The following is a 16,238-nucleotide window of genomic DNA, read 5'->3' on the forward strand; positions in this document are numbered from 1 at the left end:
ATCAAGCGACTGGGGCGGCGAGGATACCTTCCGAGACCAGATCGGTGGCCAGTGCCGCCATGTCCTGATCAAGCGTGCCCTTGTCGACCTCGAACTCCTCGCAAAGCAGGTCGATGATCTGGTCGAGACTGCGCGCGCCATCGACCTTGTCGAGAAAGGCCTCGGTCGTGCCGTTGCACGTATAGAGCTGGCCGCTGCGTGCCAAAAGCACGACGGCACCATCGCCGGCATGCTGAACCGAGGCATCGTCCGCCAGCCGCAAAACAGTTCCAGAGGCAATTTCCATCACGAACCCCACCAAGCCATGCCAAACCCCGAAATGAGATAGCGCGGTGGTGGGGCGCTGTCCATTGGCCGACCAGCTCCACCTTCCTTGGCATCGCCCAGCTTGATGCCCGTTGCCGCGGATCGATATCGCGCCGCTGCCGGCTCTCGACGGGAACCGTCCCAGAAATAGTCGCGGCAGCAGGGGGCTATCCGTGAGCAGTCCGAGCAGGGCCGTTGCTTTTCTTCCCCTAAGTAAGGTAAGGAAGCCGCGGGTCTTGGGGAGATAGAGTATGCGTTACAATTGGGAGCGGGCTCCGACGAGCTTCGAACGTCATCGGAAAGCCTTGGCGGCAGCGATTTTGATCGCCGGCGGTGTTGGCCTGATGCTTATGGCTCTGCCGCTATAGAGCAATCCCCGGAAAAGCGTGAAACCGTTTTCCGTCTGGAATTGCGTCAGGTCAAGGAGATCGGGCGGTTCGGCGTTTCCGTGAAACGATGAACCGCTTCAGGTCCAATCGACCTTCACGCCACCGAGGAGGACGCTGCTGGGCAGCCGCCGCGTGCCCCGCGCTGGCGCTGCCGGCCGAGACAGCCTGCACGGTGTCGATCACCGGCGCGAACACCGGTGTTGCCGAACACCGGTTTTGCCATGGCCGCCCGCGGATGGCGCATTCGTTCACATCCTCCCCGTCACGGCCGCAGTTCACGACGCCACGCATCCGTGGTCAAGACGAGACCGGCTCAGACGAAAATGCAGGAGACATCGCCGGAAAAAACAGCATAGGCTATTCACCAGGACGGCAAATCGTTCCTGGGGAGGGTAAGGATGGCTTCACGCTATCATGAGGTCTATGACGGCTGGAAACGCGATCCGGAAAAGTTCTGGGCGGATGCGGCTGTCGCTATCGACTGGTACTCGCCCTATGACAAGGTGTTCGACGCCACGGCAGGCGTCTACGGACGCTGGTTTACCGGTGCGACCTGCAACACCTGCTTCAACGCCGTCGACCGCCATGTCGCGGGCGGGCGCGCCGACCAGATCGCGCTGATCCATGACAGCGCCATCACCGGAACGGTCAGGAAATTTACCTATGCCGAGCTGAAGCGCGAGGTGGTCGCGCTGACCTCGGTGCTGAAGAACCGCGGAATCGGCAAGGGCGACCGCGTCATCATCTACATGCCGATGGTGCCGGAGGCGGCCTTCGCCATGCTTGCCTGCGCCCGCATCGGCGCCGTGCATTCGGTCGTCTTCGGCGGCTTTGCCTCGCATGAGCTTGCCACCCGCATCGACGACGCCAAGCCGAAGCTGATCATTTCGGCCTCCTGCGGCCTGGAGCCGGGCCGTGTCGTGGCCTACAAGCCGCTGCTCGACAAGGCGATCGAGATTTCCAGGCACAAGCCGGACGCCTGCCTGATTCTGCAGCGCGACCAGCTGCGCTGCGAGTTGAAGGACCATTTCGACATCGACTATGCCGACGCTGTCGCCCGCGAGCGCGCCGCTGGCGCCAATGTCGACTGCGTGCCGGTGCTGGCCACCGATCCGCTCTACATCATCTACACATCGGGCACGACCGGCCAGCCCAAGGGCATCGTGCGCGACAATGGCGGCCACATGGTCGCGCTGAAGTGGACGATGGAAAACGAGTTCGGCGTCAAGCCGGGCGAAGTGTTCTGGGCGGCCTCCGACGTCGGCTGGGTGGTTGGCCATTCCTACATCGTCTACGGGCCGCTGCTGCATGGCTGCACCAGCGTCCTGTTCGAAGGCAAGCCGATCGGCACCCCCGATGCCGGCACCTACTGGCGGGTGATCGCCGAGCACGGCGTCGTCGCGTTGTTCACCGCGCCGACCGCGTTTCGGGCCATCAAGGGGCAGGACCCGAAGGGCGAGTTCATTCCCCAATACGACCTTTCGACGTTCCGTACGCTCTTCCTCGCCGGCGAACGCGCCGATCCCGAAACCATCAAATGGGCGGAGCAGAAGCTGAACGTGCCGGTGATCGACCATTGGTGGCAGACCGAGACCGGTTCGCCGATGACGATAAATCCGGCCGGTCTCGGCCTGTTGCCGGTCAAGTACGGCTCTCCCGGCGTGCCGATGCCCGGCTACGACATCCGCGTGCTCGACGATGCCGGTCACGAAGTGACACGCGGCACGCTGGGCAATGTGGTGGTCAAGCTGCCGCTGCCGGCCGGCTGCCTGCCGACGCTGTGGAATGCGGACGAACGTTTTCACCAAGCCTATCTCGACGAGTTCCCCGGCTTCTACAAGACGGCCGACGCCGGCATGATGGACGAGGACGGCTATCTGTTCGTCATGGCCCGCACCGACGACATCATCAATGTGGCCGGCCACCGGTTGTCGACCGGCGCCATGGAGGAGGTGCTCTCGGCGCATCCGGACGTTGCCGAATGCGCCGTCATCGGCATCGCCGACCAGATGAAAGGCCAAATCCCCCTCGGCTTCGTCGTGCTCAATGCCGGCGTCGCGCGCGACATCGGCGCCATCGAAAGCGAGGTGGTGAGGCTGGTGCGCGAGCGGATCGGCCCGGTCGCCGCCTTCAAGACGGTGGTGACGATCAAGCGCCTGCCGAAGACGCGTTCTGGCAAGATCCTGCGCGGTACGATGCAGAAGATCGCCGACAAGGAAGAATGGGCGATGCCGGCGACCATCGACGACCCTGTCATTCTCGACGAGATCACCGCCGCCCTGAAGGAGCGCGGCATCGTGCTTTGAGCAGCCGGCGCGGTTGGCAGCGGACCAGCGTGGATAGCGCCGCCTCACGGAAAGCCGTGACCGGCATCTAAGCAATACTTCTATTGTGCAATGCAGCAATGCACCCTACAGCTCATGGGCGGGGGGCCATCGACAAGGTTCGCATGGCTCAGCACAAGATCACATTTGGCGGCGTCGACATCCTGCGGTTTCTCGCCGCCGTACTGGTCATGGTCTACCACTATGGCTTCTGGGTGTGGGCCTACCCGGACGGCGTTTCGGCCCAGGCCACGGGCGGCATTCCTCCGCATCCGGAAATAGGCGCGTGGGTCGAATCCGGCTGGGTCGGCGTCCAGATATTCTTCGTCATCAGCGGCTTCGTCATTGCCTTCAGTGCCGAGAAGTCGACGCCCCTGCGCTTTTTCGAAGCCAGGGTGAAGCGGCTGGCGCCAGCGGTCTGGATCTGTGCGCCCATAACCGCAATCGTGCTGTTGATCGTCGGCCTGAGCTGGCCGACCGATGCGGTCATCAGGCTGGTCCGCACGGGCCTGTTTGTCCCCTACGGCCCATGGGTCGACAGCGTCTACTGGACGCTCGGTATCGAGATCGCCTTCTATGCAGTCGTCTGGACCCAGCTGCTGCTCGGCCGCTTCCATCTGATGGAAGTGGTGGCCCTCGCGATCGGGCTGATCAGCACGCTTTTCTGGTGCCTCTACTATCCGCTCGGCTGGTCGGGCCTCGCCGAAACGCGCTCGCTGGACCTGCTCTTGGTGCATCACGGCGCTTTCTTCGCGACCGGCGTCTTGCTGTGGCTGATGCGGTTCAAGGCGGTGACGGCCACTCGCCTTGCCTTCTGCGCCCTGTTCCTGGGCGGCTGCGTGCTGCAGATCGCCAGTTCGGTCGACGTTCATATGCTGAAGGTCGGGCAGCAGATGCCCTTGGCGCCGCCAATCCTCATCTTCCTCACCGCCATCGCGCTGATGGCGTGGTCGCTGCGGCTCGATCTGTCCTGGAGCGGCTGGCGCCGCATCGGCCTGATGACCTATCCGCTCTACCTGCTGCATGACGTCGTCGGCGCCGCCATGCTCGGCATCCTGGTCCGCGCGGGACTGCCGCATCTCTTGTCGATGGCCGCGGCCGGCGCGACGATGATCGCGGCAAGCTGGCTGGTGGCGACAGAGGCCGAGCCGCGCATCCGGCGGATGCTCGACCACACCGTTTTCCGCTATCGTCTCAAGGTAGCCTGACTGCAATCGGCTGGCAGGTCGGTCCCATCGCCGACGCGGCCGCTCAAGCATGCGGAATGACCGAGATGGGGTGGACAACGGCCTGTCCGCTTCTGGCGGTCAGAAGGGACAAGCCGCCGTCCAGCGGTGCTATTTCAGCGGCAGGAACAGCTCCGCGACCGTCTCATGCTCCGGCACCTCCGGGAAGAATGCGAGGCGTTGGCAGTAGAGAGGGAAATCCCTTGCTTCTTCGCCGCTGGCCGGCAGCCAGTCGCGATAGAGGTAGAGAGCGGCAGGCTCCAGATTGTCGGTATTGCCGACGACGCGCAGCACAGCGCAGCGCCCACCGGGGATAAAGCCAGCCTCAACGCCCTCGTCATTCGGTCCTATCAGGCAATCGGTGCCCGCACACAGGTCCATCCGGTATTCGGCTGGGGACGCGGGCCGCCGCTCGGAACGGAAGACGTTGAAGATTGGGCTGGTCTTTGGGGATGATAGGCCAGCGGCCTTTCGCCAGGCGATGAATCGCTGGATGGTATCGCCAATCGTCGCGGGATCCCCCCGATGCTCCATGATCGCCACCGGAGTCGTGGCCACATCGCGGATCGTCACATCTTCATGGCTATAAGACTTCTGCATGAGCTTGCTCCTGGCGTTGTCGAGAGGCCCGAAGGCCGCAAACCACGGTTCCCATTTGGGAGACTTTCGGAACGACGAGGGCGATTGTCCGAACCGTTGCCGAAAGGCGCGGGCGAAAGCATCCGGTGCGTCGTAACCGGCATCCATCGCTATGTCCGTGACGCTTTCGGCGTCTCTGTAGGCCAGCCGGTACGAAGCGCGCTTCATGCGGGCGAGTTGGACATAGCGATGCACCGACAACCCGAAGGTGGACATGAACTGCCGGTGGAAATGGTATTTCGAGAACGCCGCGACGTCGCTCAACGCTTCCAAGCCCAGATCGTCGTCCAGATGCTGGTCTATGTGGTTCAGCACCCGTTGCATTCGGGCATGGTAGTTTTCAAGTGACGCCTTCACCGTCTCTTCTCCGTGGCGACACCAGCTAGGCCCTTCCGGATATGTCGCGCTCGACCGATCTTGCGATTTGGCATGGATCAACAGGTGCCTGCCATACGGGCGAGCCCGATCTACAGTTGAACGGCGGAATGGGTCGTTTTCCGAGTGGTGGCTTTCATATTTCCCCTAAAGGCGGGCGTGTGGGGCCGCATGATGGATGCCCATCATGGCAACAGCGACGTTCAAATGATCGGCAGCGCATCAAGCCGGCGCACCAACAGGCTGCGACAGCAAAAGGGGTATCGAGATCACCGTCTCGGCCGATCACGCGGCGGGCCCACCACGAAAATACATACCGTCATCGATGCGCAAGGGCTTCCGGTCTGCCTCGGCCTGGTGGAGGCCGTGCTTCAGCAAGCGGCTCCATCGTGAGCGCAACTCATCGAGTGCTTCTTCTCAAGGCTGAAGCATTTCCGCCGCATTGCCACTCGCTACGACAAATTGGCCGACAACTTCCTCGCCATGATCATCCAACTCGCCTCGATGGGCCTCTGGGCTCCGCGATTATGAGTCTACAACCTAGGCGGCTGCCTTGCTACGCACTTCGGATTTTTCCAGATAGTAGGTCGAATATTTGTCGAAGAACTTTTCCGAACCTCCGAACGATCCGTATTTGGCCAGTTTCTTCAGATCGACCTTGTTCAGCACCGCCCCAATGATCTTGTTGGCGACATAGGGCTCCGCGGTGAGCAGCGACTGCACCATCGCGCGCGGCGTACGTCCCCACTCGGTGACGAGCACGAAACCGTCGACCAGCGGCGCGAAGGCCTTGGCGTCGACCACCGGTCCGAGCGGCGGCAGATCGACGACGATGTATTCGAACGTCTCCTTGGCGTTCTCGATGAAGCGCCGCATCCCGGCCGAGGAGAGAAGTTCGCTCGTGTGGGAGAAGTGACCGCGCAATACGGCGGGGACAATCGCCAGCTTCGTCTGCCGGTCGATCTTGCCGACGGACTGCCAGGTCTGGCCGCTCACCACCGCTTCCATCAAGCCTTGCTCGGCCTCCATGCCAAGACCGCGGCTGAGGCCGGGGTTGCGCAGATCGCCGTCGATCAGCAGCGTCCTGGCGCCGTTGGCGGCAAGCAATCCGGCGAGATTTGCCGCGACCGTCGACTTGCCCTCGCCGGGAAGGACCGAGATGACGCCGATGACGCGGCTGCCTTGCCCTTCCATCACGACGTCGAAGGCGATCTTGGCGCTGCGCAAGGTTTCGGAGAACATCGACGCGGGCGAATCGATGCTGACCCGCATGCGCGCCCGCCTTTCGGCGGCCGACAGCGACTTGGCGGTCTTGGCATCCACCTGGGTTTCGCCCGGCTGTTCTTCCTTGCCGAGCTTGCCGCCGATCGTCGGCAGATAGCCGAGGAATTTCAGACCAACGCGGTCGCGCACATCATCGCCGGTCCTGAAGAAGCGTTCGTTGAATTCGTTCAGGCCGCCGAAGCCGGCGCCCATCAGCATGCCAAGCACCAGCGAAAGTCCAAGCACGACGACCGTACGCGGGCTTGATGCGGCGAACGGCATCGAGGCGTCCGAGATGATGCGGATCTTGCCGACCGGGAAGGATTGCTGCTGCGCGGCTTCCTCGTAGCGGCCAAGGAATGTCTGATAGAGCGTGGTGAGCGCCGTCGCCTGCTGGTCGAGTTCGCGCAGCTTGACCTGCGTCTGGTTGTCGATGGAACTCTTGCCTTGTGCGGCCGCGACATTGGCCCTGAGCGCGGTCTCGCGCGCCAGCGCCACTTCATACTCGTTGCGATAGCTTTCGGTCAGCTGCTTGAGCTCGCCGAAAATCTGCGCCGAGATGTCGGCCTTCTCCTTGGTAAGCGCCACCGCCTGCGGATGCTGGGGGCCGAAATTCGCCTCGACATCCTGCAAGCGCTTCGCAACCGTCAGATAGCGGGTCTTGAGCGCGGCGATGACCGAACTGCTCGGCTGGTCGCTCGATATGGCGGCATCCTTGAAAGCATTGTCGGAGCCGCTTTCGACGATCGCCTTGTATTGCTGGTAGCGGGCACTGGCGCGTGCGGTGTCGGCCTGCGCCACGATGAGCTGGGCGTTGAGATCGGAGAGCTGCTTGTCGCTCATCAGCTGGCCATCGCTGTTGGCGGCCAACCCATGTTCGGCCCTGAATTTCTCGACCGCGAGCGACGCCGCCTGCGAGCTCTCGCGCAGTTCCGTCAGCCGGCCCTGCAGCCAGACCGCCGCGCGCTCGGTGGCGTCGAAACTGGCGTCGAGCTGATCGGCGAGATAGGCGTCGGCATAGGCCTTGGTGATCGCGTTGGCCAATACGGGATCCGTGCCCTGATAGCCAAGCGCGATGACGAAGCTTCGTCCGACGCGCTCCGCCCGAATCTCGCTCTGCAGCTTGAGGATGGCGTAGTCACGCCCCGAGGCAGCAATTAGCGCATCGCGGGCGGCAGGGTCGAGCTTGCTGATGTCGCCTACGCCCGGCGTGGAGGGGCTGGGGCGAACATACTGGATCAGGCCGCGGACCAGGCCGACGCCCCGGGCAAGTGCCGACTGGGGCGGATTCATGAAGGCTTCGTTCTGGCTGAGCTTCAGCTTGTCGACGACCACGGCGGCAAGCCGCGTCGAGGTCAGAATTTCGATCTGGCTCAGAATGGCGGAATCGGTCTGCATGCTTGTCGACGCCGCCGAGATGTCATCGACGATCTTGTTCAGACCCTCGTCGATCAGCACGCTGGCGACCGACTGATATTTGGGCGGCGTGGTCTGCAGATAGAGCATACCCAGGAAGAGACCGATGACGGCGCACACGGCAACCACTTTGGCCTGCCGTGCGGCCATGCCAAGCAGCCGCTCGATATCGATGAAGTCTTCGCCGTTTCCTGCGTCTGAATTCGGCAATGGCATCCTCTTGTCGAGAGGAAAGTTGGCATAATTCATCTTCGGTCCAATTCTAGAGCCTGTTCCATCCCGATGATCGGGATGGGGATCTATCTGTTTGTTTGAGCATGATCTTTTCCGAAAACCGGTACCCACTTTTCGGAATCATGCCTTGGCTTGCAGGCGCCGCGAAGATCGGGAGCTTTGCGTAAAGCAACGCAAGCTTCATGCCAGACAGCGCGGGGCTATCGCCTCGCGCCATCAGCCATCTAAGAATACTCCCGAAAGATGGGCATTATGCGGCTTCTTCCTGGCGTTCATGCGACCGGACGAACTCCTGAAGCATCTCGAAAACCGGGCCCTTCATGTCGTCGCGCGCCAACGCGAAGGCGATGTTGGCCTGGATGAACCCTTCCTTCGAACCGCAGTCGAACATTCGACCCTTGAAAGGCTGCGCGAAGAACGGCTGGTCCTGCGACAGGCGGACCATGGCGTCCGTCAGCTGGATCTCGTTGCCGGCGCCACGCTGCTGATTGCCCAGCAACGCGAAGATCTCGGGCTGCAGGATGTAGCGGCCGTTGATGTAGAAGTTCGACGGCGCGTTGGCCGGCGCCGGCTTTTCGACCATCGCCGTCACCTCGAAACCGCCGCCGATATCGGCACCACGGCCGACGATGCCGTATTTGTTGGTCTCGGTCGGATCGCAGCGCTCGACGGCGATCACATTGCCGCCGGTTTGGGCATAGAGGTCGGTGATCTCGGCCAGGCACCCGCGCCCGCCGAACGACACCATGTCGGGCAGCAGCAGGGCGAAGGGCTCGTTGCCGATAACCTCGCGCGCGCACCAGACGGCGTGGCCAAGGCCTTGCGGCGACTGCTGGCGGATGAAGCTGGTGGCACCGGCTACCGGCAGCAGGCTTTCCAGCGACTGCAACTGCGCCTTCTTGCCGGTCTGCTCCAGGGTTCCGATCAGTTCAGGATGGAGGTCGAAATAGTCCTCGATGACTGCCTTGTTGCGACCGGTCACGAACACGATGTGTTCGATGCCGGCCTCGAAGGCCTCGTCCACCGCATATTGCACGACAGGCCTGTCGACGACGGGAAGCATTTCCTTCGGCATCGACTTGGTCGCCGGCAGGAACCGTGTTCCAAGCCCCGCCACCGGTATCACGGCCTTCCTGATTTTCTTCATTGCAAATTCCTTCTGAGGAGATCGACTTCAGTCCATTCACAGGCCACGAAAAATCCCTCCATGTGCCTGCATCTTCACCTCCCCACCCCCACGGCAAACTGTGCCGCTACTCTTCGCAACCGCACGGCGATCGGCATGCTCATATGCCTGACCGCCGCCGGATCGCTGAGCGCCGTCCGGATCGCCTTGAGCGGGGACCGCGCCTTGATGTGTTGAACCATTGACAGGAACGATGCGGCCTTGCGCAGACTGCGGCCGCGCCGGGCGAACGCGGCCAGCGCGGCTGGATCCATCGAATGGGTCTGAGCGAACACGGCATCGGCCTTGCGCATCGCCTCGACATGATGAAGCTCAAGCACGCGCGAGATGGAGCCGCTGCGGATATGATAGGCATAGCCGATCGTCGGCTCGACCACGCATTTGCCACCTTTGGCCAAGGCGTCGGCAAGCAGGATGTAGTCTTCGCCGATGATCAGTTCTTCATCATAGCGAAGTCCGTTCTCATCCAGGAACCGGCGCTGGAAGATCGGCTTGAGATAACCGAGATTGAACTTCGATTCGAAAACGATGTTGCCGGCGATGTAGCTGGCCAGCGAGATTTCACTCAGGCTCTCCAGATAGCGCGTCGGAAACATCGCGTCTTCAACGACACCGTCCTCGCGAACGACCTGGAGGTTGTCGACGGCGATTTGGGCATCCACCCTTTCGGCTCGGGCGATCATGGTGGCGATGCGGTCCGGAAAGACCGCGTCGTCGGAATCGAGAACCGCGATCCATCTGCCGCGGGCGAGGTCGAGCCCGGCATTCCTGGCGCCGCCGGGACCGCGATTGCTGGCCAGGGCGACGACACGAACGATATCCTGCGGGTAGGCCCTTGCCACATCGAGCGTCGCGTCGCGCGACTTGTCGTCGACGACGATGATCTCGACGCTGACGTTTTTCTGGGCGATGGCGCTGGCGATCGCCCGGTCGAGGGTTGCCTCGGCGTTGTAGGCGGCAACGACAAAGGAGACATCAGGCTGCACGCTTGCCTCCTTCCTGTGGCGAAGGCTGGCCGTAGAGGCGGATTTCACGGATGCCGACGAGGCCACTGACAACGCCGACATGCATGATGCCGCGCAGCACGCTGCGGTTCCTGCGGACCGGGTTGACGACAACCGGGATAGCCGAGGCGAAGCAATATATGGCCTTTGCCGACGCCAGGCCGACCTGCTTGATCAGACTGATGCCGCTTGCGCTGCTACCCAGAAGATGGCCATGCGTCTGCCCGACGCGGAAACGGCGGCGGCCGAGCCAGTCGAATGCCGCCCTGGTGCGCGGCACCACCTCGTCCACCCAGGCCTCGGGCGAAAAGGCGATCCGGCCGCCGGCCTTGTGCATCTGGTCGAAGAACTCGGTATCCTCGCCGCCGGTCTGACCACGCGCCAGGCTGAAGCGGCGGCCACGCAGACTGTCGGCGCCGGCCCGCAGCAGCACATTGCAGGTGTAGCCGGTGTGGATCTCGCCGCGCACCCAGACGGGCAAGGTTGAATGAAAGTCGCCGCGCCGCATCCAGTCCGGCGCATCCGGGCGATAGCGCGCCCGCACCGGACCGAGCACGGCGGCCGCACCGCTCGATTCGGCCGTCGCGACCAGTTCGGCGAGCCAGCGCGACGAAGCCGTCTCGTCATCGTCGATGAAAGCGACAAAATCCGCTGTGCTGGCGTCGAGGCAAGCGTTGCGGGCGATCGAGATGTTGCGCGCCGGGGCATGGCGATAGTGGATCGGCAGCGCCAGTTCCCGCGACAGCGCCGTCACCAGGTCGCGGGCGCTTGGCGTGTCGTCGTTGTCGGCGATGATAACGCTGACATCGAATCCTGAAGGCATGTCCATGGCAGCCAGCGAGCGCAGCGTGTCGGCCAGCTCCGGCCGCCGGAACGTGCAAACACCGATGTCGATGCTGCGGTTGACGGGCACCGCCATCACGCCACCCTGCGCCGCGAGCCGAGGCCGAGAAGCTGCAGCCAGAAGCCGACGGACCAGCCAAGATGCATGACCATTGCCGAGACGCCGACAAGCGCGACATCGGCATTGCGCTGGCGAATGGCCGTCCACAAGCCATAGCCCAGGCACACCGACGCCCAGAGCAGAAGCGGCACCGCCGCCAGCCAGTAGACGAAAGAGAAGGCCGCCAGCAGGACGACCGGAAACACCAGCAGCGGCACCATCTGCCGGACCTTCGGGATCACCCGGTGCTTCAGCACATTCTTGGCGCGGCCGCGGCCATAGCCGAGATACTGGAAAAAAAGCCCGCTCAACGAGGCGCGTGGATAGTAGACCATCTGCGTTTTGCCGCTCATCCAGATCTTGTAGCCGGCCTGCCGCAGCCGGTAGTCGAGCTCGGCGTCCTCGTTGTGGCTGAACGTCTCGTCATAACCACCCACGGCCCCGAACGCCGATATCCGCATCAACGCGTGATGGCCGTGATCGATCCATTCTCCCGCGGAAAGATGCCGGTGCTTGGAGCCGCCAGTGCCGAGCCTGGAGTTCTGTGCCGCGGCGGCCGCTTTCTGCACGGCGCCGCTGCCGCTGGTCAGCATCGAGACAACGACCGAATCGGCACCGGTTGCCAGCGCCTCCTCGACGAGGCGGTCGCAATAATCGTCGGGATAGCCGCCATGCGCGTCGATGCGGATGAGATAGTCCGCGCCTTCGCCGAATGTGCCGACGGCGAGATTGATCGCCGCGCTCTGTATGCGCCGCTTGTTGTGAAGCAGGATAACGCGCGAATCCTTGGCAATGACATCCTCGACAATGGCCAGCGTGCCGTCGGTGCTGCCGCCGTCGGCGATGATGATCCTGGCTCCAAGCCTTGCGGCCGAAGGTCGCAATTGATCGAGCAGCGCACCGATGTGGGCGGCTTCGTTCAGGCACGGAACAACGATCAGGCTGGATGACGGTTTTCCAGTTTGCGTCATCAACTCACGTCCATCTCTAGCCATCCTATGCCAATGCTTCCGCTGCGAAGGAACCGGGCACGGCGGTCAGGCTGCGCAGCCGCTCGACGAGCGCCCGGCAATCGCTGCGATCGTAGCTCCACGTCCTCGGGTTGCGGGCAAGGACACGCGCCTTCAGCCTGCCGAAGCGATGCTCCTCCATCTTGCCGAGCGCTGTCTCGAGCCCCTCGGGCGTGGCGTGGGAGAGCAGGACGCCGATATCCTGCTGGTTGAGGAACCGCCCGGTTTCGGTGTTGCCCATCGAGATCGGCACCGCGCCGAAGCGGCAACCCTCATAGAGTCGGTTGGGCAGCAGCCATTCGGAGTTCTGTCCTGCTTCGAAGAAATCGATCGCCCAGGAAAAATGAACTTCCCTGTAGATCGCCGCCATGTCCTCCGGGTTGCGATAGGGCCCGCGAAACGACAGCCACGGTTCGGATTCGACAAAGCCATGGAAATCCGGAAATTCGGACAGCGCCGGACGGCCGCGCAGCACGACCTCGAATCGCCCATCCATCCGGCGGGAGAAATCGGCCAGGAGTTCGAGCGAGCGGCGGCAGCGCAGGGCGCCGAACCAGCCGATCCGCCATGGCGGGCCGACCGGGCCGCCCGCCGGCTCGGGGTCGCCGGGCAAAATCGCCGCGGTCTCGAAATATTTGTTCTCGACCAGCTCGATCGGTGCCGCGACCTGGCCGAACGGCTTGAAGTAATTGGCGATGAAAGCGGGCGAACTGGTCACCAGCAGCTTCACGTCCCTGGCCAGAAAACGTTCGGTGGCGCGCAGCGCCTTGCCCAGAAAATCGTTGCGAAGCACGAGACGATGAATGTCGAGACATTCGTAGACGATCGGAACCGAGGTACCGAATGCCGACTTCGCACGCCGCGCCAGCGCCAGCATTTCCAGATTGCGCGCGATGATGAGATCGGGCCTCGGCATGCCGCCAAGGCTCGAGCCGATCGAAACCGCCGCCTTGGCGACCGCCGCGAGGCGCTGGCCGAACCGGCCATCACGCGTCGCGCCAAGGTCGATCGGTCGCAATCCCTCGATATCCGCAATCGGATCGGCCGTACGACGGAAGCCGCCCAACGTGACCTGGGCTCCACCTGCCCTGAGCATCGTGATCCGCCGGCGCACGGCCGGGTCGGAAACGTCGTGCACAAGGTACAAGACATGCAGCATGAAAACTCGACCGCTGTTGGCCCACCCACGGGAATCCTAGTACAGCTCTTGCTGCATCGCAACATTTTTGGTGCGGCGATCGACGTTTTCTGTTGCACTGCAAAATTAATGCCCTAGTTTGTCCTTGGCGGCGGTTGTGGATTTTCAGGGGTCGGAAATCCACGCAAAGATCAGGAATCCTGAATTTGGAAGCCAATGCATTCGATCCGCCAGAAGGCTCGCTCCGCAAATCGGTCGGGCGCGGCGCCGTTGTCACGGCCATGGCGCAGTCGGTGCGAGTCGCGACACAGATCCTATCCGTTATCGTGCTGTCGCGGCTCTTGTCGCCGCAGGATTTCGGCGTCGTGGCGATGTGCGCGCCGGTGCTGGCCTTCATCGCCCTGTTCCAGGATTTCGGCCTGACCCAGGCGACGATCCAGAAAACCGGCATCAGGCATGAGGAGGTGAACTACCTCTTCTGGATCAATGTCGCCGTCAGCGCGATCCTGGCCTGCGTGCTCGCGGGTGCCGCGCCGCTGGTCGCCGCCTTCTACGGCGAGCCGCGCGTGGCCGGCCTCGTGGCCGCGTTCGGGCTGCAGATCATGGCCTATGGGCTTGGCGCCCAGCATCTGGCGCTTTTGACGCGCCGCATGCAGTTCGGGCGTCTCGCGATCATCGATGTCGCCAGCGCTGTCGCCGGCCTCGCCGTGTCGATCGCCTGGACCTTCATCGACCGCTCCTACTGGGCGCTTTTTGCCGGCACGCTGACCGGTGCCGTGCTGCCGACGCTCTGCTACTGGGCAGGTTCGCGCTGGCGTCCGAGCCTGCCGCGCAAGGTCGCTGGAATCAGCGAGCTGGTCAATTTCGGCGCCGGGATTACCGGCTTCAATTTCGCCAATTTCTTTGCCCGCAATCTCGACAATGTGCTGATCGGAAAATACTGGGGCGAGGCCCAACTCGGCCTCTATGACCGCGCCTACAAGCTGCTGCTGTTTCCGTTGAGCCAGATCACCAATCCATTGTCGAAGGTGATGGTGCCGGCGCTCTCCAGACTGAAGGACGAGCCGGACCGCTACCGCAGCGCCTATCTGCGCGTCATGCCGCTGATCCTGCTGGTGGCGCTTCCCGGTGTCGCTTTCGCCACCGCGATGTCGGACGTGCTGATCCCGTTCGTGCTCGGCGAGCAATGGCGCGAAAGCGCCAGCATCTTCCTGGCACTTGGCTTTGCCGGGCTGCTGCAGCCGCTCAACAACCCGGCGGGATGGCTTTTCGTCAGCCAGGGCCGCTCCGGCGACTTCATGCGCTGGGGCATCGTAACGGCCGTGACCTCGGTGATCGCCTTCATGCTCGGCCTGCCTTATGGCGCGCTGGGCGTGGCGATCGCCTATGCGATCAGCGAGTATCTGCGGACGCCTTTCCTGTGGCTCTATATCGGCAAGAGCGGTCCGCTGCAGGCCCACCATGTGCTGCGCGCCGCAACGCCTTTCGTGCTTGGCGCACACCTGGCACTGGCCGCCATCTGGTTCATCAAGCCGCTGTTGCCGCAGCAGCATATCGTTGCCCTGGCCAGCGGCGCCGTCCTCGCCTACCTCATCACCATCGTCATCGCGCTGGCATTCGCTTCCGGCCGCGAAGCCCTGCGCGAGGCGATAAAAATGCTGCCGGCAAGACCGCCCGCGGCGACGCCTCGCGAGGCGCAATAATTTGGACGCCTTCGCTAGCTACGGACATCCACTCCAGTTTCAGGTCTGAATTCATGCACTACCGATCAATCTCCGACATGAACGACGCGATCGTCAGGAACCTTCACCGGCTGCCCCGCGACATCGACCTTGTCGTCGGCGTTCCCCGAAGCGGCATACTGGCGGCGACGCTGGTGAGCCTGACGGCCAACATTCCGATGACCGATCTGGATAGCTTCCTGACCGGACGGGTCTACACCTCGGGCGTCACCAAGCGCCGCGCCGCGCTCGATCGCAAGGTCTCCGAAATGCGCAAGGTGCTGGTGATCGACGACAGCGTCGCCGGTGGCAATGCCATGCGCGACGCGCGCGCCCGCATCGCGGCGGCCGGCATCGAAGCGGACTTCACCTTTGCCGCGGTGTTCGGCCTGCAGCCGGAACACCAGGAGACCGACTTCGTCTTCGAGGTCGTGCCGCATCCACGCATGTTCCAGTGGAACTTCATGCATCACAAATTCCTGGCGCAGTGCTGCGTCGATATTGACGGCGTGCTGTGCCTGGATCCGACCGAGGCGGAAAACGACGACGGTCCGGTCTACGAGAAGTTCCTCAGCGAGGCGCGGCCTCTGCATGCGCCGACCCACAAGATCGGCTGGCTGGTCACCAGCCGGCTGGAGAAATACCGCGCGCTTACCGAGGCGTGGCTCGCCAAGCACGAGATCAAGTACGACCAGTTGATCATGCTCGATCTGCCGAGCAAGGCGGAACGGCAGCGGCTTGGCGCGCATGGCAGTTTCAAAGCCGATTTCTACCGCAAATCCAATGCCGTCCTGTTCATCGAGAGCGAGCACGAGCAGGCGCTGAAGATCACCGAACTGTCCGGCAAGCCGGTGCTGTGCGTCGAAACGCATATGGTCAGCTTTCCCGACGCGCTGTCGCTGCCAGCGCTTGGCCAGGCGGCTCGCAACCTGCCGGCAAGGCTGCGGCAGATCAAGTCGCAGGAAGGGCGCAAAGCGGCCGCCAAGATCCTCGCCCGCGCGCTGCTTGGCGCGCGCGGTTACGAGACGCTGAAGAACCGGGTCAAGCGCCCGGCCTGACCCGGA

Annotated in this window: 12 protein-coding genes and 2 pseudogenes; 6 read left to right on the forward strand and 8 right to left on the reverse strand. The window is 63.1% G+C overall.

The window, feature by feature from the left end:
* Window position 1 precedes the first annotated feature (1 nt).
* The gene (locus BLS48_RS19400) at window positions 2-286 is read right to left on the reverse strand and encodes a PqqD family protein (protein ID WP_091580708.1); all 285 of its coding nucleotides are present in this window, start codon (window positions 284-286) and stop codon (window positions 2-4) included.
* Window positions 287-1,093: 807 nt separating this feature from the next.
* Here BLS48_RS19400 and BLS48_RS19405 point away from each other — a divergent pair.
* Entirely contained in the window at window positions 1,094-3,001 is a 1,908-nt protein-coding gene (locus BLS48_RS19405; RefSeq protein WP_091580711.1) for a propionyl-CoA synthetase, read from the forward strand.
* A 143-nt stretch (window positions 3,002-3,144) separates the two neighbouring features.
* Window positions 3,145-4,227 carry an acyltransferase family protein gene (locus BLS48_RS19410; protein WP_091580713.1) on the forward strand — a complete coding sequence of 361 codons (1,083 nt, stop codon included), beginning with the start codon at window positions 3,145-3,147 and terminating at the stop codon, window positions 4,225-4,227.
* Window positions 4,228-4,356: 129 nt separating this feature from the next.
* Here the strand turns inward: BLS48_RS19410 and BLS48_RS19415 are convergent, their stop codons facing one another.
* Complete coding sequence (locus BLS48_RS19415; RefSeq protein ID WP_091580715.1) at window positions 4,357-5,241, reverse strand: AraC family transcriptional regulator; 885 nt, start codon at window positions 5,239-5,241, stop codon at window positions 4,357-4,359.
* Window positions 5,242-5,394: 153 nt separating this feature from the next.
* On the opposite strand from BLS48_RS19415, the pseudogene BLS48_RS36785 reads away from it, so the two are divergent.
* Together BLS48_RS36785 and BLS48_RS36790 are read left to right on the forward strand one after the other, a co-directional pair.
* Window positions 5,395-5,601 (forward strand): annotated as a pseudogene (locus BLS48_RS36785) (IS5/IS1182 family transposase); the annotation flags it as partial.
* 22 nt (window positions 5,602-5,623) lie between these two features.
* A pseudogene (locus BLS48_RS36790) lies at window positions 5,624-5,803 on the forward strand (transposase); the annotation flags it as partial.
* On the opposite strand, the gene BLS48_RS19425 reads toward BLS48_RS36790, so the two are convergent.
* The 6 genes from BLS48_RS19425 to BLS48_RS19450 all read right to left on the reverse strand — a co-directional run bounded on the left by BLS48_RS19425 (window position 5,800) and on the right by BLS48_RS19450 (window position 13,474).
* Window positions 5,800-8,187, reverse strand: a complete 2,388-nt coding sequence (locus BLS48_RS19425; protein WP_091580719.1) for a polysaccharide biosynthesis tyrosine autokinase — start codon at window positions 8,185-8,187, stop codon at window positions 5,800-5,802. The pseudogene BLS48_RS36790 and the gene BLS48_RS19425 sit on opposite strands and share 4 nt — an antisense overlap.
* A gap of 235 nt (window positions 8,188-8,422) precedes the next feature.
* Window positions 8,423-9,319 (reverse strand): UTP--glucose-1-phosphate uridylyltransferase, encoded by an 897-nt coding sequence (locus tag BLS48_RS19430; protein ID WP_091580721.1) that lies wholly within the window; start codon window positions 9,317-9,319, stop codon window positions 8,423-8,425.
* 74 nt (window positions 9,320-9,393) lie between these two features.
* Window positions 9,394-10,344 (reverse strand): glycosyltransferase family 2 protein, encoded by a 951-nt coding sequence (locus tag BLS48_RS19435; RefSeq protein ID WP_091580724.1) that lies wholly within the window; start codon window positions 10,342-10,344, stop codon window positions 9,394-9,396.
* The gene (locus BLS48_RS19440) at window positions 10,334-11,281 is read right to left on the reverse strand and encodes a glycosyltransferase family 2 protein (protein WP_091580727.1); all 948 of its coding nucleotides are present in this window, start codon (window positions 11,279-11,281) and stop codon (window positions 10,334-10,336) included. The genes BLS48_RS19435 and BLS48_RS19440 overlap by 11 nt, the downstream gene beginning before the upstream one ends.
* Window positions 11,281-12,276, reverse strand: a complete 996-nt coding sequence (locus BLS48_RS19445; RefSeq protein WP_091580730.1) for a glycosyltransferase family 2 protein — start codon at window positions 12,274-12,276, stop codon at window positions 11,281-11,283. Before BLS48_RS19445 ends, BLS48_RS19440 begins: the two co-directional genes overlap by 1 nt.
* Window positions 12,277-12,301: 25 nt before the next feature.
* Entirely contained in the window at window positions 12,302-13,474 is a 1,173-nt protein-coding gene (locus tag BLS48_RS19450) for a glycosyltransferase (protein ID WP_091580733.1), read from the reverse strand.
* 185 nt (window positions 13,475-13,659) lie between these two features.
* Between BLS48_RS19450 and BLS48_RS19455 the strand changes: the two genes are divergently transcribed.
* Entirely contained in the window at window positions 13,660-15,156 is a 1,497-nt protein-coding gene (locus BLS48_RS19455; protein ID WP_091580735.1) for a lipopolysaccharide biosynthesis protein, read from the forward strand.
* A 53-nt stretch (window positions 15,157-15,209) separates the two neighbouring features.
* A complete protein-coding gene (locus tag BLS48_RS19460; protein ID WP_091580738.1) occupies window positions 15,210-16,232 on the forward strand; it encodes a phosphoribosyltransferase family protein in 1,023 nt (340 codons plus the stop codon).
* The last annotated feature ends 6 nt before the right edge of the window (window positions 16,233-16,238 follow it).

It is taken from the genome of Mesorhizobium qingshengii (assembly GCF_900103325.1).
GTDB lineage: Bacteria > Pseudomonadota > Alphaproteobacteria > Rhizobiales > Rhizobiaceae > Mesorhizobium > Mesorhizobium qingshengii.

Coding starts and splice junctions, on each gene's coding strand:
- BLS48_RS19400 (WP_091580708.1), bottom strand. CDS start 286: ATGGAAATTGCCTCTGGAACTGTTTTGCGGCTGGCGGACGATGCCTCG.
- BLS48_RS19405 (WP_091580711.1), top strand. CDS start 1,094: ATGGCTTCACGCTATCATGAGGTCTATGACGGCTGGAAACGCGATCCG.
- BLS48_RS19410 (WP_091580713.1), top strand. CDS start 3,145: ATGGCTCAGCACAAGATCACATTTGGCGGCGTCGACATCCTGCGGTTT.
- BLS48_RS19425 (WP_091580719.1), bottom strand. CDS start 8,187: ATGAATTATGCCAACTTTCCTCTCGACAAGAGGATGCCATTGCCGAAT.
- BLS48_RS19430 (WP_091580721.1), bottom strand. CDS start 9,319: ATGAAGAAAATCAGGAAGGCCGTGATACCGGTGGCGGGGCTTGGAACA.
- BLS48_RS19440 (WP_091580727.1), bottom strand. CDS start 11,281: ATGGCGGTGCCCGTCAACCGCAGCATCGACATCGGTGTTTGCACGTTC.
- BLS48_RS19445 (WP_091580730.1), bottom strand. CDS start 12,276: ATGACGCAAACTGGAAAACCGTCATCCAGCCTGATCGTTGTTCCGTGC.
- BLS48_RS19450 (WP_091580733.1), bottom strand. CDS start 13,474: ATGCTGCATGTCTTGTACCTTGTGCACGACGTTTCCGACCCGGCCGTG.
- BLS48_RS19460 (WP_091580738.1), top strand. CDS start 15,210: ATGCACTACCGATCAATCTCCGACATGAACGACGCGATCGTCAGGAAC.